The 20,043-nt window shown below is 61.2% G+C and carries 16 protein-coding genes and 1 pseudogene; 4 read left to right on the top strand and 13 right to left on the bottom strand.

Going from position 1 to position 20,043, the window contains the following annotated elements; genetic code table 11:
* Window positions 1-23: 23 nt before the first annotated feature.
* The 9 genes from atpE to LJE91_03095 all read right to left on the bottom strand — a co-directional run bounded on the left by atpE (window position 24) and on the right by LJE91_03095 (window position 7,965).
* A complete protein-coding gene (atpE, locus tag LJE91_03135) occupies window positions 24-308 on the bottom strand; it encodes a F0F1 ATP synthase subunit C (protein ID MCG6867739.1) in 285 nt (94 codons plus the stop codon).
* Between the two features lie 33 nt (window positions 309-341).
* Window positions 342-1,199 (bottom strand): F0F1 ATP synthase subunit A, encoded by an 858-nt coding sequence (gene atpB, locus LJE91_03130; protein ID MCG6867738.1) that lies wholly within the window; start codon window positions 1,197-1,199, stop codon window positions 342-344.
* A 10-nt stretch (window positions 1,200-1,209) separates the two neighbouring features.
* Entirely contained in the window at window positions 1,210-1,602 is a 393-nt protein-coding gene (locus LJE91_03125) for an ATP synthase subunit I (protein ID MCG6867737.1), read from the bottom strand.
* A 141-nt stretch (window positions 1,603-1,743) separates the two neighbouring features.
* Window positions 1,744-2,637, bottom strand: coding sequence for a ParB/RepB/Spo0J family partition protein (locus LJE91_03120; GenBank protein MCG6867736.1), 894 nt, complete (start codon window positions 2,635-2,637; stop codon window positions 1,744-1,746).
* A 117-nt stretch (window positions 2,638-2,754) separates the two neighbouring features.
* Window positions 2,755-3,564 carry a ParA family protein gene (locus LJE91_03115; protein ID MCG6867735.1) on the bottom strand — a complete coding sequence of 270 codons (810 nt, stop codon included), beginning with the start codon at window positions 3,562-3,564 and terminating at the stop codon, window positions 2,755-2,757.
* Complete coding sequence (gene rsmG / locus LJE91_03110; GenBank protein ID MCG6867734.1) at window positions 3,561-4,106, bottom strand: 16S rRNA (guanine(527)-N(7))-methyltransferase RsmG; 546 nt, start codon at window positions 4,104-4,106, stop codon at window positions 3,561-3,563. Before rsmG ends, LJE91_03115 begins: the two co-directional genes overlap by 4 nt.
* A 95-nt stretch (window positions 4,107-4,201) precedes the next feature.
* Window positions 4,202-4,654, bottom strand: a complete 453-nt coding sequence (locus tag LJE91_03105) for a DUF302 domain-containing protein (protein ID MCG6867733.1) — start codon at window positions 4,652-4,654, stop codon at window positions 4,202-4,204.
* A 13-nt stretch (window positions 4,655-4,667) separates the two neighbouring features.
* The gene (mnmG, locus tag LJE91_03100) at window positions 4,668-6,542 is read right to left on the bottom strand and encodes a tRNA uridine-5-carboxymethylaminomethyl(34) synthesis enzyme MnmG (protein ID MCG6867732.1); all 1,875 of its coding nucleotides are present in this window, start codon (window positions 6,540-6,542) and stop codon (window positions 4,668-4,670) included.
* A 595-nt stretch (window positions 6,543-7,137) separates the two neighbouring features.
* Window positions 7,138-7,965, bottom strand: a complete 828-nt coding sequence (locus tag LJE91_03095) for a hypothetical protein (GenBank protein MCG6867731.1) — start codon at window positions 7,963-7,965, stop codon at window positions 7,138-7,140.
* A gap of 223 nt (window positions 7,966-8,188) precedes the next feature.
* Between LJE91_03095 and LJE91_03090 the strand changes: the two genes are divergently transcribed.
* Entirely contained in the window at window positions 8,189-8,389 is a 201-nt protein-coding gene (locus LJE91_03090; GenBank protein ID MCG6867730.1) for a hypothetical protein, read from the top strand.
* Between the two features lie 752 nt (window positions 8,390-9,141).
* Here LJE91_03090 and LJE91_03085 read toward each other — a convergent pair.
* Entirely contained in the window at window positions 9,142-9,495 is a 354-nt protein-coding gene (locus tag LJE91_03085) for a hypothetical protein (protein ID MCG6867729.1), read from the bottom strand.
* A 168-nt stretch (window positions 9,496-9,663) separates the two neighbouring features.
* Entirely contained in the window at window positions 9,664-9,942 is a 279-nt protein-coding gene (locus LJE91_03080; protein ID MCG6867728.1) for a hypothetical protein, read from the bottom strand.
* 103 nt (window positions 9,943-10,045) lie between these two features.
* Between LJE91_03080 and LJE91_03075 the strand changes: the two are divergent.
* Window positions 10,046-10,791 (top strand): annotated as a pseudogene (locus LJE91_03075) (transposase).
* Between the two features lie 27 nt (window positions 10,792-10,818).
* Here LJE91_03075 and LJE91_03070 read toward each other — a convergent pair.
* Entirely contained in the window at window positions 10,819-12,684 is a 1,866-nt protein-coding gene (locus LJE91_03070; protein ID MCG6867727.1) for a CRTAC1 family protein, read from the bottom strand.
* A gap of 35 nt (window positions 12,685-12,719) precedes the next feature.
* The gene (locus tag LJE91_03065; protein MCG6867726.1) at window positions 12,720-15,533 is read right to left on the bottom strand and encodes a tetratricopeptide repeat protein; all 2,814 of its coding nucleotides are present in this window, start codon (window positions 15,531-15,533) and stop codon (window positions 12,720-12,722) included.
* Between the two features lie 255 nt (window positions 15,534-15,788).
* On the opposite strand from LJE91_03065, the gene LJE91_03060 reads away from it, so the two are divergent.
* Entirely contained in the window at window positions 15,789-16,979 is a 1,191-nt protein-coding gene (locus LJE91_03060) for an efflux RND transporter periplasmic adaptor subunit (protein ID MCG6867725.1), read from the top strand.
* Window positions 16,976-20,043: efflux RND transporter permease subunit (locus LJE91_03055; protein MCG6867724.1), on the top strand; the 3,068-nt coding region annotated here is incomplete at its 3' end. The genes LJE91_03060 and LJE91_03055, both read left to right, overlap by 4 nt.

The raw sequence follows: 20,043 nt of genomic DNA, 5'->3' as shown, positions 1-20,043 counted from the left end.
CGCTGCCTGCAGGGTGACCGCGATCAGCCGCCGATGGCACTCTGGGCTGCACCGATGAACGGGTTCGCAAAGATGAACCACATGGAGATACCCAGGACGATGAAAGGGAAGGCCTCCATCAGGCCACCGGTGAACAGCATCTGACCGGTCAACTGCGGGCGCATCTCCGGCTGTCTCGCGATACCCTCGATGAACTTGGAGCAGATCAGGCCCCAACCCAGCGCCGACCCGAGCCCGGCGGCGGCAAGGATGATTGCTACACCGAGCGCGGTGTAGGCGTATATGGTTGCGATTTCGGCTGGACTCATGAGTCTGTCTCCTGGAATGAGAAATGGGAACTGTCAGTGGTCGTCCTGTTGCGCGAGGGCGAGATACACGATCGTCAACAGCATGAAGATGAATGCCTGTAGGGTAATCACGAGGATGTGGAAGATAGCCCACATCCCGCCGAGCAGCACCTGTGCGGGCAAGGCGTACCAGGCAAAGGACATCAGTGCGATCAGCATAAACAGCAGTTCACCGGCGAACAGGTTTCCGAACAGACGAAGGGCGAGGCTGACCGGCTTGGAGACCTCCTCAACGGTCGTCATCACGATGTTGAAGGGGATGAGATACTTTCCGAAGGGATGGAACAGGTACATCTTGACGTAACCCGCCAGGCCCTTGGTCTTGACGTTGTAGTAGATGATCAGGCTGAACACGCTCAGGGACAGCGCGAACGTGGTATCCAGGTTCGTCGTCGGAACCACCTTGAGGTAGACGTGGTGCGGATCGACACCGAATACGTTCTCTCCGATCACCGCAGCGATCCACGGCAACAGGTCGACCGGCACCAGGTCCATGGCATTGAGCATGAAGACCCAGACGAAGATCGTGATGGCGAGCGGCCCGATGATCGGGTTGCGTTCGGGAAAGATATCGCGGACCTGCTGATCGACGAATTCGACGATCAGCTCCATGACGTTCTGCGCGCCGGTGGGCTTGTCAGGATCGAGAGTCTTGCCGATCTTCCAGGCAATCCACATCAGCAGCCCCGCCAGCAACCAGCTGAACAGCAAGGTATCGATGAAGATCACCGAGAAATCGATGATGTTGCCCGGCTGATCGGTCGCCGGATCACAACCGAGGCACCAGTTGGTCAAATGGTGCTGGATGTATTCAACCGGGTTCGCCGTGGCCGGCTGGCTCGGATCGCTCACGCGTGACTCCCTAACCTGTTCTTGACTTCTGTTTTCTTTCTGGTCCCGCCGACAATGCCTGTCGCCCGGCGGTAACCAGATAGCCCGCCAGTGTGACGGCAAATCCCGCCAGCATGGGAACCGGCGGCAGCTTTAGCAACCCCATACCGATACCCAGCGCCACCAGGACGAGCACGAAGCGCTGCACGGCGCCCAGATAGAGCGCATACACGCCCTGCGTCGGGCTGGACTTCGCCAGCTCCCCGGCGCGTACCACCCGCTTCGCCAGGAGATAGCTGTTCGCAAATGCCAGCAACCCGCCATAACCGGCGGCCAGCGCCGCTGCGCTATCCGCTACGAACAATGCCACGCCGGCACAGACCAAAGCGAGAGCCGCCTGGATGACAAGAGCACTGTGTTGCATGGAAGCGGGGCCCGGAAGCCGGATGACGCCGGGCGGGTGAGAGTGCGATACCCCAAATACAGCACGCCCGCGCGAGCCGCTCCGAAGTATAGAGATTCAATCCTTCGGGTTCAACCGGAATCCGTGGGGTTTGTCTCAGGCTTAGTTGATATGTGCCAGGAGTCCGTCGAGTTCGTCGAGGCTGTTGTAGTGAATGACGAGGCTGCCCTTGCCCCGGGTATTGTAGCGGATGTCGACCCTGGCCCCGAGCCGGTCGCCCAGCGTGTTTTCCAGGCGAACGACGTCGGGGTCCCGCGAGTGCGACCTGGGTTCGGATTCGCTGGTGTCGAGCAGCTTCTTCACCCAGGCCTCGGTTTCCCTGACCGACAGGCCCCGCTCTGCGACCCTCCGCGCAGCCTCGGCCTGTCGACCGGCAGGCAGGGCGAGCAACGCGCGTGCATGCCCCATTTCAATCCTGCCCTGATCGAGCAGATCCCGTGCCTCGTGTTCCAGCTCCAGCAGGCGCAGGATATTGCTCACCGCGGCCCGAGAGCGCCCTACGCTGTCGGCGGCCTCCTGATGCGTGAGTCCGAATTCGTCGATCAGGCGCTTCAGCGCGCCCGCCTCCTCCAGGGGATTGAGATCCTCACGCTGGATGTTTTCGATCAGTGCAATGGCGGCGGCGGCCTGGTCCGGTACGGATCTGACGATTGCCGGGATTTCATCCAGCCCCGCGATCCGCGCCGCACGCCAGCGGCGCTCTCCTGCCACCAGCTCGTAACCCCCCGGGATCTCACGCACCACCACTGGTTGCAGGAGGCCCTGGGCGCGGATCGAGGCGGCCAACTCCTCGAGCGCCTCGTTGCCAAAGTGGTGCCTGGGCTGAAATCGCCCCCGTTGCACGGTGTCAATACCCAGCGAACGGATACCCTCCGCCGCCGGACCCTTCGGGGAAGAGGGCGGTGACTGCGGGAGATTGCCGGCGGCGTGGTCACCGACCGAACTCAGGAGCACGTCGATACCGAGGTTACCCAGACCACGCCGTTTCTTGGTCATCTTTCACCTGTCTGATCTGTGGATAGCCGCCCCGACGCCGGTGAAGCACCGAAATCGCCCGGCGCCGCGACGACCCTGATTCGTGAATCGGGCAATGCGGATCGGTTCATTACCAGGTTACCAGGCCCTCTCGAGCAGGGGCGGCGCCGGTTCGGGTTCGGGCGCGGTCCCCTTTCTTAGGATCTCGCCGGCCAGCGCGAGATAGGCCAGAGACCCCCGGCAGGACTTGTCGTAGTGCAGCACCGGCACCCCGTGGCTGGGGGCCTCTGCCAGGGTCACGTTGCGCGGAATGATGGTACGAAATACCTGCTGGCCGAAATGGCTCGTGAGCTTGTCCGAGACATCGTTGGCGAGGTTGTTCCGCGGGTCGTACATTGTCCGCAATAATCCGGTGACCTCGAGCCCGGGATTGGCTGTCTGGCGGATCCGTTCGATCGTGTTCAGCAAGGCCGAGAGGCCTTCCAGGGCATAATATTCGCACTGCATCGGAATTATGACGCCGCTGGCGGCAACCAGTGAATTGACCGTCAGGGTATTCAGGGTGGGCGGGCAATCGATGAGGATGAAGTCGAAGCGATCCGCGATCCGCGTCAGGGCCTGCTTCAGGCGATATTCCCTTGCTACCGCCTGCACGAGCTCCACCTCGGCCACCGTCAGCGAGGCATTGCCGGGAAGCAGCCAGTAGCCCGCGGGTCGGGTCTCGACGATGATGTCCTCGATCGCGGCGCGCTCCAGCAGCACGTCGGCACTGCTCGAATGCAACGCGTTCTTGTCCACGCCACTGCCCGTGGTGGCATTGCCCTGCGGGTCGAGATCGATCATCAGGACGCGCCGTTTCGTCGCGGAGAGCGACGCGGCCAGATTGATACTGGTCGTCGTCTTCCCGACCCCGCCTTTCTGGTTCGTGATGGCAAAGATCGCGGTCATGAGCGGTCGGTTTCCGAGATTACTAGCAGGTGGCGCTCGGCGTCCAGTCCGGGCACCCGTAGTCCGTGTATCGCCGCTATCATAAACCCTTGCGGCAGGCATTCGAGTTCGTTTTTCGGGATGCGGCCCTTCATCGCCAGTATCGATCCCCCCGGCGCCAGCAATGGCCCGATCTGAGGCAGGATCCGCGGCAGCGGCCCGAGCGCCCGGCAGACGACGCAGTCAAACCTCCCCCCAGATCCAAGGTCCTCGGCGCGTGACCTCACGACCGACACGTTGTCCAGGCACAGTTCCATCACTGCCTGGGTCAGAAATCCCGCCTTCTTCGCGCTCGGCTCCAGCAGGGTCCAATGCCGCTGCGGCTCGATGAGCGACAGCGGGATGCCGGGCAGGCCCGCACCACTGCCGACATCCACCGCCCGTTCCCCGGTTACCCAGGGATGGATGCTGAGACTGTCCATCACGTGCGCTCCGACCATCTTCATCGGATCGCGGATCGCGGTCAGGTTGTGGACCCGGTTCCACCGGGCCAGTAACCGCAGGTAGTCGGCGAGCCGCCCTGCACTGCCGGGTGGTAACGACCGCAGTTCAAAGTCATCCAGTCCGCGGCGGATCGACTCGGTGAGTGGGTCCGCGGTCAGGGTTCGATGGCCTTGTCCGTCAGGTTGGACAGTGCCCCCGACATCTTGGTCACCACGTCCTCCCGGTCTGTGATGCCATGGCGCCGGGCCAGATACTCCGGATCATTGTAGGCCAGGTAGACCTTGTCGTCCGCGCCGCGCCAGACGAGGATCTTCATCGGCAGATCGATGCCGATGGTGGGATTGGACTGCATCAGCGGGGTACCGAGGTTCGGATTGCCGAACAGGATCATGGTGATCTCCCCCACCTCAAGCCCTGCACCCTCGGCATTCTCCTGGTGATCTACAACCGCGAAGACACGGATGCCTTTATTCCCGAGTAGGGTCTCGACCCGCTCGACCGTCTCGTCGACGTCATGTGGACTGACCTTGGTCACCAACCCGGGCGTGGCCCACGATAGCGGACCCAGGCAGAACATCACGATCCCTGCAACGATTCTGAATGACACGATTCCTCCCCCCTCAAGCGGATTGTTTCGTCCGACGCGGTCTGGACTTCAGATGTACCAACAGTATCGAGATCGCCGCGGGTGTCACGCCCGGGACCCTCGAGGCCTGCCCGATCGTCCCGGGCCGTGTCTCGGTCAGCTTCTGGCGGATCTCGTTCGACAAGCCGTGAATCCCGGAATAGTCGATTTCCCGGGGCAGGGCAAGGCCCTCCTGCCGCGATGTCCGGCGGATCTCCTCGTGTTGCCGGGCGATGTAGCCGGAATACCTTGCATCGATCTCGACCTGTTCGGCAACCTGCGCGTCCGCCACACCGGGCCCGGCAGCGGTTAGGCGCATCAGTGTGGCATAGTCGATCTCCGGCCGTCGAAGCAGTTCCTCCAGCGAGACATCGCGATTGATTTCGACATCCGGCAGGTCGACTGTCTCCGGTTTCAGGCGGGTGTCCCGCAGCCGCTGCCGCTCCCGCTCGATCGCCTCGACCTTTTGCTCGAACCTCGCCCAGCGTCGATCGTCAACCAGACCGAGGTCTCTCGCCTTTGCCGTCAGTCGGATGTCGGCATTGTCCTGGCGCAGGATCAGACGATGCTCGGCCCGACTGGTGAACATCCGATAGGGCTCCAATGTACCGCGGGTCACCAGATCGTCGATCATCACCCCCATGTACGCCTCGTCGCGCCTCGGGATCCACGGGTCCTTTCCGGCAACGAGGCGGGCGGCGTTGATACCGGCAACCAGCCCCTGGGCGGCGGCCTCCTCGTAACCGGTCGTCCCGTTGATCTGGCCCGCGAAGTACAGCCCTTCGATCTCCCGAGTCTCGAGGTCCGCCCGCAGGCCACGCGGATCGAAGTAGTCGTACTCGATGGCGTAGCCGGGGCGTGTGATGGCGGCCCGTTCGAATCCCCTGATGCTGCGGACCAGCGCGAACTGGACGTCGAACGGCAGACTGGTCGAGATGCCGTTGGGATAGATCTCGCGAGATACCAGGCCCTCCGGCTCGATGAAGATCTGGTGCGAATCGCGGTCCGCGAAGCGCACGATCTTGTCCTCGATGGAGGGACAATAGCGGGGCCCTATGCCCTCGATCGCCCCGCTGTAGATCGGCGAACGATCCAGCGCGGCGGCGATGATCTCGTGGGTGCGCGGGTTGGTGCGGGTGATATGGCAATGGACCTGTTCGGGATGCTGCGCCGGATCGCCGAGATAGGAGAACACCGGCCGCGGTTCGTCGCCCGGCTGCGGGGTCAGGGCTTCGAAATCTACCGTCCGACCGTCGATGCGCGGTGGTGTCCCGGTCTTCAGGCGACCCGCAAGCGGGGAGAGTTCCCGCAACCGGCCGGCCAGCCGGCGGGCCGGCGGGTCGCCCGCCCGCCCGCCGGGGTGACCCGCCTCCCCGACGTGAATCCTGCCGTCGAGAAAGGTGCCCACGGTCAGCACGACGGCCCGGGATCGAATCCTCATACCGAGCTGGGTGACCACACCGCACACCCGGTCCCGCGCGAGGAGGATGTCGTCGACCGCCCCCTGAAACAGGGAGAGACCGGGCTGTGATTCGATCGCCTCGCGAATGGCCGCACGGTAGAGCTGTCGGTCCGCCTGAGCCCGCGTGGCCCGGACCGCGGGGCCCTTGCGGCGGTTCAGGATCCGAAAGTGGATACCGGCGCGATCCGCCGCCCGGGCCATGACCCCGCCCATGGCGTCGATCTCCTTGACCAGATGGCTCTTGCCAATCCCCCCGATCGCGGGATTGCAGCTCATCTGACCGATGGTCTCGATGTTGTGCGTCAGCAGCAGCGTGCTGGCGCCAGACCGCGCCGATGCCAGCGCTGCCTCGGTGCCCGCGTGACCGCCACCGACCACGATGACATCGAATGTCTCTGGGAAATCCACTGGCTCAGGCTACCTGCATCGAGGCCGAGGTGTTCGAACGGCGAGGTGGAACGTGTGTACCGTCAACGCGGTTCGCCATCCCGAGTCGATCTCGACCTGCCTCTGGATACACAGCAATCCCCCTTCACACGGCTCGCAAACCAAGCCAAAACAGCTTGCGGGATTCTACTTGAGTCCGCGATGCCGCTCCAGGCGAGCGGATAACCACAGATCGACGTCGTCTACTTGCCGAAGCAGAAGCGGGGCTCGGCTCTCAAGCCATTGATGACATTATGGTTAATTCCCTGATGGTTAGCCTTGCGCTCTCGGCGCTTGTGTACGCACCTGTGTTCAAACTCGGATAGCATTCAGCTCTGTCTGGCCGCTGATGGTGACTAGCCTCGATGGATAGGGCGACCCACTCGGGCCTGATTGATGTCGGCGTGCATTTGCTGTGCACGCTTGGGGTCAGCAGCACTTGAGGCGGCGCAATTGGCGCGGTAACGCCATGGGTGACGGGACTAGTGTCCGCTGCAGAGATGGGTTCAGATCATGGTTCGCTTCAATCTCACGATCTAACCTCAGTCGTTAGCGATAATTTAGGTCACAGTGAACATTATCGCTCGATTGTGGAAAGAAGATCAGGATTTTTAACTAGATTTCTTACTCCATGCGCATGATCTTCGTCGAAGACATTTCCTTTGCACCACTCGCCAACGGTTGCAATATTGACCTTGGCGACTTTGGGTCGGACACTCCAACTTACCTGAAAAGGAGAGCCTACCTCGTTGTAAGTGGGACCAGTGGTTGAACCCGCGTATTGAACCGGAGTGCCCGTATTATCAGGAAGATTCAATGCCTGGTATAAACCATGTTTCTGTCCATGCTTGGTTAAGTCACCAAAATCTAAGGCATTACCGTCATTTACCAAGACATACACCTGCGCTTCTACACGCAATTGTGGATTTTTAATCGCGTCACTGAGACAGGAGCCCAGAGTAGGACCCGGTTTAACCCGCGCGGTGGAATAAACATAGTGGACTTCAATGGTGTCTCCCGGATATAGACTGCCGTGCTCGCTTGGGCAAATTTTATCGTCTATAGGTACCAACTCTGACTTTGTTAGATGACCCGAATACTGATAACCACTCAGGTACCCGTGCCCATCACCATTACCAGCATATTTTGTAAACTCGCCTCCGGCATGCTCCGCGTTCTTATGAAAATGAATATTACACAGATTCATCTCACCGTATCCCGGCGCCACGTTGAATGCTACGTTGTTATTTCCCGTCGCTGAATCAATATCGCGTGGTGCCTGGGGGCCAAACCCTTTGCCCTCAGTGCTCACCGCAAGATCGTGTCTTTGCTCGGCGATTACGTGATCGGACACTGGACTATGTGCACTGAAATGAGTGTCTTTGGCAGTTAGGCTAAGTGGTATTGTGGCCGCTGTCACTAGCAGAAAAAGCGCATTGGCTTTCACGGTCTTTCCCCTCTGTTAAATTGATAGATGATGGTTGAAATCAATTCACTCACGTCGGGCGACCATTCGCTGACGTTGCCCATCAGCCGCGAGCGATAGCGAGTCAGCTGTATGGGCGGGTTAGGCAAGTTCAATCTAAAGAGCCTTTGCATAAATTAGCGCAAAACAAGGGAATGCCCGAATGCTAACACCCCACGTCGCACAAGACCACCAAATCGCGCTCATTCATGAGGTTCATGCAGACAATCAATACCTGCTCAATACCATTGATGGGGAATGGTTTGCGATCTTGCACAATTTTCCTTGGGAGGATTATCGTTACCCTGCGGCGGCCTATGACGACGCGCTCTACGAATTTAATCTCAGAGACAAGCGTCGGTAGGCGACAACGAAACCCCATTGGAGACAAAGAACAAGCCAGGCAACGCCTATTGTTCGATCGTGCAACGATGCAGGCGCCACAAGAACCGTCTCCACAGATTCTCTATCAAGGTAACGTCGTGGAATTCAAAGCCCTCGAGGTGGATCCGCTGTAGCTCGCTCCAGGGGTGGTTCCACTGCGCCTGATCGGTCGTAAGCCGAAATGTTTTTTCGGTTTGCTCAAGAGTTTCATCGGTGCGCCCTTGATGGGATTTCCCGCCGAGCCAGAGCAGGTTCACCTCCTGCTCAAGATCAATCCCAGTTTTGCGCGAGTTTGCGGTTTTGTTCCGAAAGAGTAAAGATAAACCTGGTCAGTACAGCTCTCACCAGATTCCGAGGCTCTAAAGTCCTCAGCAAGTCGTCCCGAAGCTTAAGATACTCCCGTCCTTCTTTAGTGATGTAAACATATAAACATACTGCTTAAGATCGAACTCATCCCCGCTGCCATTGCGTTCTTTGATGGACTGACTCTATCCCGTCACGCCACCTTCTCAATAGGGCTATCACAACGCAAGCAAAATTGCACTGATTTCCCCTCAATATCTTTTCCGTAACTACACTGATCACAGTAATTCATCCTGCATTTTGGACAATCATATATCGCCGTTATACGCTCTTCCGTGCGATCACTTATCTGACCAACAGTTGATCCGCAGAACATGCAGTATGGCTTGAATGTGTTGGCAGTAGACGCTATCTCTGATTCTTTCTTGCTCATGATCCTATTCTCCTTGGTGGCAAATAGGTTGAATTTCCTAATTTTCGTATCCTTTCAAGTTGATAAGCTCGTATTTCTTTGAATAAGGGATGTCTCTTTTCAATGCGTAAATGAGTTAAAGATACAATAAGTGCTTTTTTCTCGTTTTTTATCATGATATAGCACCCAATACCACCTTCATCTCCCAAATATAATACCCGATCAATTCTTAATTTTTCTTTTGCCTTAATTTTCTGATTATTATTTTCCCTTAACGAATGAACGAGATTCTTTGCTGGATAAGCAAAAATCGGCAAATTTTTTTCGATATACTTTATTAATTTCATTGTTTTCTTATAATCATCGATCACTGCTTATTCCTGGTTTTCAGATAAATGGGGTCAGTAACCTTTTCCGACTACAGCGGTCCGCGTGAGAGAAATAAGGGTGCTGACCCCATTTATCCTGTGTTTCCGGTCTACAACTGTCCAACGATTGGGGTCCACCTCAGAGAACCCCCGGCTATCCGATTAGCACAATCATGTTTTGGTGCCTTTTCTATCGCAAGCTTTTTCGCCTATGACAATTAAAGTTCTCAGCATATGCTCAAACCCTATTGCATGGATTAGTGCTTCTTCTGATAATGGTTTTCCGTCGTTCTCAATTTTCTTACAGATCAGATCATATATCGCATATTTCCGTCGGTGCGCAGCAAACTTTATAGTTAGATCATAATCGGAATAATCGTTCTCGCTCGCTACTTTTCTGGCGACTGTTTCAAAGTACTCTGGCTTGATCGCCTTGAGTTCTTCTGTCATAGACATATGTGCTCCTTATGTTGTTAGCAGTAAAGCAGTAAAGGGGTCAGAACCCTTTTTAGGATATACTCCTACGCTTCCGACCGTAGCCAGGAGTCTGTGCATGCCCCGCAAACGACGCTTCTTCCTTCCGGGCGTTCCCGTCCATGTCGTGCAACGGGGCAACAATCGACAGGCGGTGTTGTTTGACGACAACGACTACCGAGTCTACCTCGAGTGGTTAGGCCAGGCCGCAAGCGATCACGGTTGCTCGATCCACGCGTACGTGTTGATGACGAATCACATCCATCTGCTGATGACGCCGCGCAAAGCGGAAGCGATCGGTGCCACGCTACAGGCACTCGGCAGACGGTTCGTACCCTAACATCAACCACAGCTACCAACTCACCGGAACCCTGTGGGAAGGCCGTTACAAGGCGAACGCCATCCAAGAAGAGGGCTATTTGCTCGCCTGCTACCGCTATATCGAACTCAATCCCGTACGCGCCGCGATGGTCGATACCCCCGAAGATTATCGCTGATCCAGTTACCGCGCCAACGCCCTTGGCGAGCCCAATCCGTCGCTCTCTCCCCATGGACTCTACATGGGCCTTGGTAAACAGCCGGCCGATCGCCAGAACGCCTATCGCCGCCTATGCTTGTCCCACCCGGATTCCGCAATGCTCCGCGAGGTGCGCTCCTCATCTACAGACTGGAACACCGCTCGGCAACGAACGCTTCCGCGCACAGATCGAACGGGCACTTGGCGTCAAAGTCGGCTACAGCGCTCGCGGCCGGCCAAAGAAACCCGTGACGAAGCCGGCTCCGGACGATAGCCAAATCGAGTTAGGCGCCCTTAAAGGGTTCTGACCCCTTTACCGTTGCTGGAAGACCGGGTCATGCTTTCGAGGCATCGAGGTCCTCGGCCGGATAACTCACCTCGAGTACCTGGTCCGCTGCCACGTCGCTGAGTTGCCGGGTCGTCCCGTCGGGCCAGGTCACCTTTAGGTGATCCACGCGCGCCGCATCGGCCAGGCCGAAGGTAACCGGCAGTTCCACCTGTGCCAGGTAGCTGCGCGAGGGCATGACCGTGCGCGTCTGCGAGACCCCGCCGGCGGTGATGTCGACGCGTGCGCCCAGGGCGTCCTGGTTGAGACCCGTGCCCTTGACCTTCACGCGCAGCCAGTGATGACCTAGCGACTGGTCGTTGCGCAATACCAGCGGCGCGCGATTGACCTGCGTGATCACCACGTCGAGGTCGCCGTCCTGGTCGATGTCCCCGTAACTGGCGCCCCGTCCGACGACGGGTAGCCCCAGATCGCCGGTGTCTTCCGGCGCCACGTGCACGTAGTTGCGCGCGCACTGCGGCCCGCAGTTCCAGAAAAGTTGGGTAGGCTGCTCGTAGTGTTGACTCGGCTGCACCACGTTGATCTCGTCCTCGACGTGGCCATTGGTCTGGAGCAGGTCCGCCCGGCCGTCCAGGTCGTAATCGAAGAAGAACACGCCGAAGCTCAGAGCACGCCGACTCTCGGCGCCGACGCCGGAGACGATGGCCTCGTCGGTGAACAACGCACTGCCGTCGCGGGAGACGTAGAACGAGCTCATCTCGTTGGAGAAATTCCCCACCGCGATGGCCAGCTCGCTGTCATTGTTGTAGGCGGCGGCATCGAGTCCCATGGCGCCGGTCGCCTTGCCGCTGTTGTCGAAGGCCAGGCCCGATGCCATGCCGCTCTCCTCGAAGGTGCCGTCTCCCTGGTTCAGGAACAGAAAGTTCTGCACCGTGTCGTTGGAGACCATCAGGTCGAGCCAGCCGTCGGCGTCGATATCGACCGGATGCACCGCGAGTCCCTTACCGGCCGGTAGTCCGGTGGCGGGATTGTCGATCTGGATGCCCGCCGCCTCGCTGACATCGGTAAACGTGCCGTCGCCATTGTTGCGGTAGAGGTAGGAGTAACTCCCTGCGTAGTTGGTCGGCGGGCCGTATGCGCGTCCGATTCCCGTCAGCCGGTAGTCGACGCCAAGATCGATCTCGCGTGACCACTTTACATAGTTGCACACGAACAGATCCAGGTCGCCGTCCCGGTCGTAGTCGAAGAACGCCGCGCTCGAGCTCCATGCGTCGTCATCGCCGGCCACGCCGGCCTGCGACGTTGCATCGGTAAAACGCTCCCCCTTCTCATTGAGCAGCAGCCGGTTCGGACCGACGCCGCTCAGGAAGATATCCGAATAACCGTCGCCGTTGATGTCGGCCACGGCGGCGCCCATTCCGTACATGTCGATCGTCCCGAGCCCGGTGTGCTCGGTGACGTTTTCGAACCTGCCGTTGCCGAGACTGCGGTAGAGTGCCGGGGGTGAAGGCCTCGTCTCCTGCGTGCGCCACGGCCAGGTGCTGGAATTGACGAACAGCAGGTCCTGCAGGCCGTCGTTGTCGTAGTCCAGAAACGCCACACCGCCGCCCATGGTCTCCGGGAGGAGACGTTCGCCGTAGGCGCCATTCACATGCACGAAGTCCACGCCTGCGGCACGGGTCACGTCGGCAAAGCGCACCGGGGGTGGGGCAACCTCGATCGCTTCGGCGATGGGCTGCGCGACGACCCTGGCCGCATCCTGGACCACCGGCTCGGGCGCCTCCCGCCGCAGGATCAGCCATGTCCCGACGCCCAGTACGGCGGCGGCGCCCAACGCGATCAGCGACCACTTCAAGGCCCGAGCGATGACGGTATCGTCCTGGGGAACCTCCTCGTGGGCTGCGTTGTGTTCCATCCTTTCGTTTCGCACTGCCGAGCTGCGTACCTCGTTCATCGCGAAGCCACCGTTTCCGTGGGCGGCTCGCCCAGTCCGTAGGCGCCCGGGCGCTGCAGATCGTAAAGGACGATCGCATCGGCGGCGTGATTTGCCGGCGCGCTCTTCTGGCGCGCCAGTCCGATCGCCCGGTCGCGGGCATTGTCGTCGGCCTTGTACTTGACGTAGCGGGCACGGTGCGTCTGTGCCTTGTCGGGATCGCCGAGGTGTGTGTACACCTGCGACAGCCCGTAGTACGCCTCGGCATTCTCGGGATCCAGCTCCAGGACCAGCTGGAACCAGCGTTCGGCCTCGCGAAGGTATGCGGTGCGCCGATCGACGTTGCCGCGCTCGAGTTTGGAGCGGTCGAACAGGGTCTGGGCGTACTCGTTCAGCAGGGTGTAATCCTGGCTGAAGTCGAACTCCCGCTCGTGAGCCTCCCGATACCGCGTGTTGACGATATCGGCGTAGCCTTGCAGCGCCTTGTCCAGGTAACCGTTCTGGCGGTTCACCACCGCGGTGAAATAGGCTACCGACCAGGGGTAGGCCGGCGGTTCATGATCGGCGGCCCGGCGCAGCGCGTCCACGGCCTCGTCCAGACGGCCCTCGCGGATGTAGACGCGGGCGAGATTCAACGGTCCGTCCGCCCGGCCGAGCGCTTCGACACGGCGGAAGGCTTCCTCGGCCTGGCGCAGCTGACCGGGGCCGCCCTTGCGTAACAGGCCGATGCCGTAGTCGTTCCAGCGCTGCCATGGGGGGATGTCGCGCGACTGCGTGGGATCTGCCGTGCCGCGACCGGCGACCGGCAGCACCACGGTGTCGCTGCCGATGGTGACGATCGGCAGGTCGTTGTGGGTGAAACCCTCGCCCAGGAACTGGCGCGTGTATGCGGTATCGAACTTGCGGTACTGCAGGCGCGCCTCCAGCCTGATGTTCGGGCCGGCGGCCTCGGGGACGCGCAGCACGAAGTGCACGGTGTCCGCGGCCCCCGGGGGGATCTGGTGACTGTAGAGCGCCGTAAAGATGTTCTCCGGGTTGCGGCGATCGATGCGATTCCCCTCGCGGTCGATCACGTAGGCGTTGACGAAGTGCGACCAGGGATCCGTCTCCCCGGTCTCCCCCTCCAGGCCGCCGCTGCGCCCGATGACCCTGCCGCCGCTGGTCGCAGCGACATCCAGCCACACCTCATTGGAATCGGCGGTCCCCTGCGTGAAGACATGTCCCAGCTTCATGGTGCGAAGCACGACCTCGACCAGGTAGGTGGCGCCGGGTCGAAGCGCCGGGATCTGCGGGCGGATCGGCCCGATCGGATTGCCGTCGATGGTACCGCCTTCGCGCAGGGCCATGATGTCTACCCGTACGGTGTCCTCGAGGAATCTGCGGTGCGCGTCGATGACCCAGTCCGGCAGGTCCAGCAGGTGCGGGATCGCGGTGTTGGCGGAAGGGAACTGGTGATCGTGCACCTTGAGCACCCCCTTGCCGTCGAAGGGCCTGGCGCCGAAATCATCCGAAGCCTCGAGCGGCATGTGGCAGCCCGCGCAGTTGTGCTCGGCCTTCGGGGGATAGTAGAAGCTCTTGATGCCGTGACCGGATACCCCGCTCAGGCGATAAGGGTCGTAGTGATCCTGGCCACGCAGCCACTTGTAGTGGTTGAGTTCGGGAGGCAGGTGCACCTTGTGGCACCCGGCGCAGAATTCCGGCGTCCTGTGCAGGGGTTTCAGGAAGGTCTTCTTGTGAAAATCCGGCTTGGCCTTGACCAACGAGCGATTGACCCATTGCAGGAAGGGATTGTCACTGAACGCGAAGGGGTAGTGCAGCGGCTCCTCGATCGTATAATCCGAATTGCCTCGGTTGCTGTTCATGTGGGTGATGGCATGGCAACCGGTGCAGGTAATGCCGGCCTGCGAGGTCGGGTGATTCACGTCATCGAAATCGGGATCGTCGAAGGCGCCGCTGAAGAACGGCACCAGGTCATGACACCCCGCGCAGAAGCGCGATGCCTGGACGGTGCCGTCGCGTTCGAGCGAAAACTCACGTGTGTTGCGTACCGAGAACAGGTAGGCCGGGTTGTTGAATGACGCGAAGCGGTGCACGCTATTCGACCATTTCTCGTGCGTATCGGCGTGACACTCCCGGCAATAGTCGTCCATCATCAGCGTCTTCGCAGGGATAAAATTGCCGGTCGCAGTGCGCGCCAGGGACGGGAAGAAGTACTTCTCGCCACTGGCCGGGCCGGCCTCGTTCCACTGGCGCGGATCCTGGGCCTGGAGCGTCAGCATGCCCACCGCGAACAATGCCGTGACCCCCGCCACGGCCCCGCCAAAACGCCAATTGATCCGCGGTCCCGCCAGGCGGTGCAGGACGAACAGCCAGGCCACCAGCAACGGGGCGATGATGTGGAGCCAGTATGCCGTCTCCCGCGCCAAAGGCTGGCGGACTTCCACCAGGGGTAGACCCCGCGTCAGGACCAGCCCGCTGGCCAGCAGGATCAGCGCCACGGTAAACAGCGCGTAACCCACATTGACGGCACGGCGGTTGGGCCGTTCGTGGGCATTGCGGAGATGGATAACGCCGTAGACGACGACCGGGACGATCAGCAACAGCCCGAGCGTCAGATGCGCCAGGAACATGTACTGATAGAAGTAGTTCTGATAGGTCTCCCCCGTGAGCCATTCCGACAAGGTGATGGTGCCGAGGTAGACGGCATTGAACGACAACAGGGTGAACAACCCCAGCACGACGTAAAGGAGCTTGCGTAGCTTGGGTCCCACAGCGGGGATATAGCGGCGTCGCGGGCGCGCGGCGCCTTTTCGGGATTCGGGAATCGACATGGTTACTTCTCTGCAAAACTTCGCGAGCGGGAATTCTGTCGCAATCGCCGGCGCGATACAAACGCGTGTTTCCGGATTCGATCGCCAGGTGGGTTCTCGGCGAGTCTGGCGTCGTCTTATGACACCGCCACATTCCCGGTGGGGCGGGGTCGATGCGATCGGTCCCGGGTGGTCGGTGCCGCCGGTCAATCGGGGGAATGATAGACTCGTCGACTGCCCTTTTCTCAATCCGGCTTCGAACAGAATTCAGCACCGATGGCACATCCCCGCGCAAGGATCCTGATCGTGACCGCGGCTCTGTTGGGGGTGGGAGGGCTCCTGGCATGGGGGATTCACCAGCGCCTGCAAGATGGCGGGAAGACGGCGGTGCTGGGGGCGGGCAACCAGGTGGTGCCGGTGGAGGTCGTCGCGATCGAGCACGGTCCCATCGACTGGCTGCGTACGTTCACCGGTACCCTCGAGGCACGCGCCGAGTTCGTCGTGGCGCCCAAGGTGGGCGGACGCCTGGAACGGCTGAATGCGGATCTGGCCGACGAGGTGACCCGAGGACAGGTGGTCGCGGTGCTGGACGACGCAGAATATGTGCAGGCGGTCGCGCGGGCCAGGGCCGATCTGGAGGTGGCGCGGGCCAGTCGGGCCGAGGCCCGGAGCCTGCTGGAGATCGCCGAGCGTGCGTTGAAGCGCATCGAGCAGTTGCGCGAACGCGGTGTCATTTCGGAGTCGCAGCGGGACGCGGCCAAGGCGGAGGAGCTGGCGAAACTGGCCGCGATGGAGGTGACCAAGGCTCAGGTCACCCGTGCCGAGGCGGAGCTCGAAGCCGCGCGTATACGACTCGGGTACACCCAGGTCGCCGCGGGCTGGCGCGGCGGCAGCGACCGGCGTGTGGTGGCGGAGCGTTACGTGGACGAGGGAGAGACCGTGGCCGCCAATGCCCCACTGCTGCGCATCGTGGAGCTGGATCCCATCACGGGGGTGTTCTTCGTCACCGAGCGGGAATACGGGCGGCTGCGCCATGGGCAGGATGTGACGATATCGACGGACGCCTTTCCCGGAGAGAGATTCCAGGGGGTGGTCCAGCGCATCGCGCCGGTGTTCCGGGAATCCACACGCCAGGCACGGGTGGAGCTTCGGGCCTCCAACCTCGAACTGCGCCTCAAGCCCGGCATGTTCGTGCATGCCACGGTGCTGCTGGGTCGAGAGGAGGCGGCGGTCATCGTTCCGGAGCAGGCGCTGACCACGCGCGACGGACGTAAGGGTGTGTTTGTGGTGGACCCGCAGGGTACCTCGGTCACGTGGCGCGAGGTGCGGCCGGGTATCCGTCAGGGCGATCGAGTCCAGATACAGGGTGAAGGCCTCGAGGGGAAGGTCGTCGTCCTGGGTCAGCAGATGCTCGAAGACGGCGCATCCATCCGTATCTCCGGGGAGCGTACGGTCACCGCTCCATGAACCTGGCGCTCGCGAGCGTACGCAGACCGGTGCTTACCACCATGGCGACGTTGATCGTCGTGGTTTTGGGCGCGGTGGCGCTCAGCCGCCTGCAGATCGACCTCTTACCCAGCATCGAGTTACCGACGCTCACGGTCCGCACCGAATACGAAGGTGCGGACCCGATCGTGATGGAGCGCATGGTCTCACAGATCGTGGAGGAGATCGTGGCGACCGTGCCTGGGGTGGTGGAGATGACCTCGCAGTCCTACGAGGGAAACAGCAGCGTGCGGGTCAGTTTTGCCTGGGGCTCCAGCATCGATTCCGTGGCGGCGGACGTTCGCGCCACCCTGGAGGACGAGATCAGTGAGTTGCCAGACGAGATCGTCGGACCGCGGGTCTCCAAATTCGACGTCGATACCTTTCCGGTCGTCCTGCTCGGGATTTCCAGTCCGCTGGACCCGGTCGAACTCACGCAGTTCGTCGAGGACCAGGTCCGATACCGCTTCGCGCGCATCCCCGGGGTTGCCCAGGTGGACCCATGGGGCGGCTTTACCCGAGAGGTGAGGGTGGCGCTTGATCCGGGCAGGGTCAGCGCGCTGGCATTGTCGTTTAACGAAATCCTGACGTCGATTCGCGATGCGAACCTGGATCTCCCCGCGGGCAAGATCGAGCGCGGGCGCTACGAGGTGACCCTGCGGGCCCCCGCTGAATTCGCCGATCTGGACGAGATCCGTAACACGGTGATCAGCGAGCGGGACGGTTCGTTGGTCACACTGGGGCAGATCGCGAAGGTCGAGGACACCTACGAGAAGCTGACCCGCATGATCCGGGTCAACGGCGAGCGCGGGCTGCGCGTGGCGATCCGTAAACAGGCCGGGGCCAACACGGTGGAGGTTGCACGGCAGGTGTTGGCGGAGGTCGACAGACTCAACCGGGCGTTTCCGCAGGTCCGCATCGTGCCCGTCATCAATCAGGGCAACTTCATCGAACGGTCCATTACCAATGTGACACGGTCGGTACTCTACGGTGGGGCCTTGGCGGTACTGGTGCTGCTGTTTTTTCTGAGAAACCTGCGCAGTACCATCGTGATCTCCCTGGCCATCCCCATCTCCGTGGTGGCTACCTTCGCGTTGCTCTATTTCGGCGGCTTCACGCTTAACCTGATGACACTGGGAGGACTCGCCCTGGGTGTGGGGATGATGGTGGACAGCTCGGTGGTGGTGCTCGAAAACATCTACCGTCGACACCAGGAACTGGGCGAGTCGCCGGAAGAGGCGGCCGTGTCGGGCACAAAGGAGGTGGCTTCGGCGGTGATCGCCGGCACTGTGACCACGCTGACCATCTTCCTGCCCCTGGCGTTCGTTCGGGGTGTTCCAGGTGTGCTGTTCAAGGAACTGGCCTATGTGATCATGTTCTCCCTGTTCTGTTCCCTGTTGGTGGCGCTCAGTCTGGTGCCGATGCTGGCTTCCCGGCTACTGGCCGGACGCGTTGTGCGGACGGGCGGCACCTGGGCCGCCAGGGTGTCCGCGCGGGCTGGAGCCGGATTCGCAGCCATGGAACGTGGCTATGGAAATCTGCTTCAGGCCGCACTGCGGCATCGGCTGTTGACCATCGCTGCTTCAGCGAGTTTATTCGCCGCCAGTCTTCTGCTGCTGCCCTACATCGGCACCGAGTTCCTGCCGCCCAGCGACGAGGGCGAGGTACGTGTGACAGGCGAGATGGAGGTAGGGACCCGCCTGGATCTCATCGACCGCCAGACCAGGGTGATGGAGGACAACGTCTACGACGCGGTACCCGAAGCGGTTTCATCGGTGGTATCGGTGGTGACCTCCGGTACGCGCGGAAGTCCTAAGGCGCAGGGTGAGATTCGCCTGTCGCTGACACCAGCGGCCGAGAGACAGCGCTCCAACGAGGACATCGCCCGGGATCTGCGCTCGCGCCTGGAGGGGCAGATCCCGGGGATGACGATCCGCACGCGCGCACCTCGGGGTCAGTTTCTGCTCGAACGTCTCCTGGCGGGCGAGGAGGGCATCACCATTGAGGTGCGTGGCTTCGATCTGGACACGCTGGGTGCGCTGGCCCGGCGGGTGGCGGAGGCCATCGCCGATGTGCCCGGTGTCACGGATGTGGATATCAGCCGCCAGGCGGGCGTTCCGCAGCAGCGGATTCAGGTGCTGCGCGACAAGATCGCGGATCTGGGTCTGGACGTACGGGATGTGACCGAGGTCATCGAGACCGCCGTGGCCGGCGCCAAGGCCGGGGAATTTCGCGCCGAAGGCAATTCCTATCGCATCCTGGTGCAGTTGGAGGACGCGGAGAAGCGTTCCATCGACGAGATCCTGGACCTCACGCTGTACACCCCGAGCGGCGAGCAGGTGGCCCTGCGCAACCTGGTCACGACCGACAGCGGGCGCGGTCCGGTGGTCATCGAGCGCAAGGATCAGCAGCGCGTGGTGTCAGTGACCGCCAATGTCGCGGGACGTGATCTCGGTACGGTGGCGGCTGAGATCCGTACGCGTCTCGAGGCGATTCCCCGCCCCGTTGGTTACGACCTGAGCATCGCCGGGAACTACGAGGAACAGCAGAAGGCATTTCGCGAGCTGGCGCTTTCCCTGTTGCTCGCGCTGGTGCTGGTCTACATGGTGCTCGCCTCCCAGTACGAGTCCCTGCGCGACCCCCTGGTCGTCATGCTCTCGGTCCCGGTGGCGGCCGTGGGTGTGCTGCTGATCCTATTCTTCACAGACACGACCCTCAACCTGCAATCGGCCATTGGCTGTATCATGCTGTGTGGCATCGCGGTCAACAACGCGATACTGCTGGTGGACCAGGCGGGACGGCTGCGGCGCAATGGCATGGCAACGCGCGCGGCGCTGAGCGAGGCGGGACGGCGCCGGCTGCGCCCGATCCTCATGACCACGCTGACGACCATTCTCGCCCTGCTGCCCCTGGCATTCGGCCTCGGTGAAGGCGCCGATGCACAAGCCCCCCTGGCGCGCGCCGTGCTGGGAGGGCTTGCTGCCTCGACCGTGATCACCCTGGTCTTGATCCCGGCGGTGTACTCGCTGTTGCATCGGGAGGTTCC

It is taken from the genome of Gammaproteobacteria bacterium, assembly GCA_022340215.1.
In the GTDB taxonomy this organism is placed as follows: domain Bacteria; phylum Pseudomonadota; class Gammaproteobacteria; order JAJDOJ01; family JAJDOJ01; genus JAJDOJ01.
Note: the sequence above shows the minus strand (reverse complement) of the source record. Positions and strands in the feature narration are given on the sequence as shown.

What these genes read in the sequence shown, in the direction of transcription:
- LJE91_03065 (MCG6867726.1), bottom strand. Translation starts at nt 15,533, where the DNA reads ATGTCGATTCCCGAATCCCGAAAAGGCGCCGCGCGCCCGCGACGCCGC.
- LJE91_03080 (MCG6867728.1), bottom strand. Translation starts at nt 9,942, where the DNA reads ATGACAGAAGAACTCAAGGCGATCAAGCCAGAGTACTTTGAAACAGTC.
- LJE91_03120 (MCG6867736.1), bottom strand. Translation starts at nt 2,637, where the DNA reads ATGACCAAGAAACGGCGTGGTCTGGGTAACCTCGGTATCGACGTGCTC.
- LJE91_03090 (MCG6867730.1), top strand. Translation starts at nt 8,189, where the DNA reads ATGCTAACACCCCACGTCGCACAAGACCACCAAATCGCGCTCATTCAT.
- LJE91_03070 (MCG6867727.1), bottom strand. Translation starts at nt 12,684, where the DNA reads ATGGAACACAACGCAGCCCACGAGGAGGTTCCCCAGGACGATACCGTC.
- LJE91_03060 (MCG6867725.1), top strand. Translation starts at nt 15,789, where the DNA reads ATGGCACATCCCCGCGCAAGGATCCTGATCGTGACCGCGGCTCTGTTG.
- LJE91_03125 (MCG6867737.1), bottom strand. Translation starts at nt 1,602, where the DNA reads ATGCAACACAGTGCTCTTGTCATCCAGGCGGCTCTCGCTTTGGTCTGT.
- atpE (MCG6867739.1), bottom strand. Translation starts at nt 308, where the DNA reads ATGAGTCCAGCCGAAATCGCAACCATATACGCCTACACCGCGCTCGGT.
- LJE91_03115 (MCG6867735.1), bottom strand. Translation starts at nt 3,564, where the DNA reads ATGACCGCGATCTTTGCCATCACGAACCAGAAAGGCGGGGTCGGGAAG.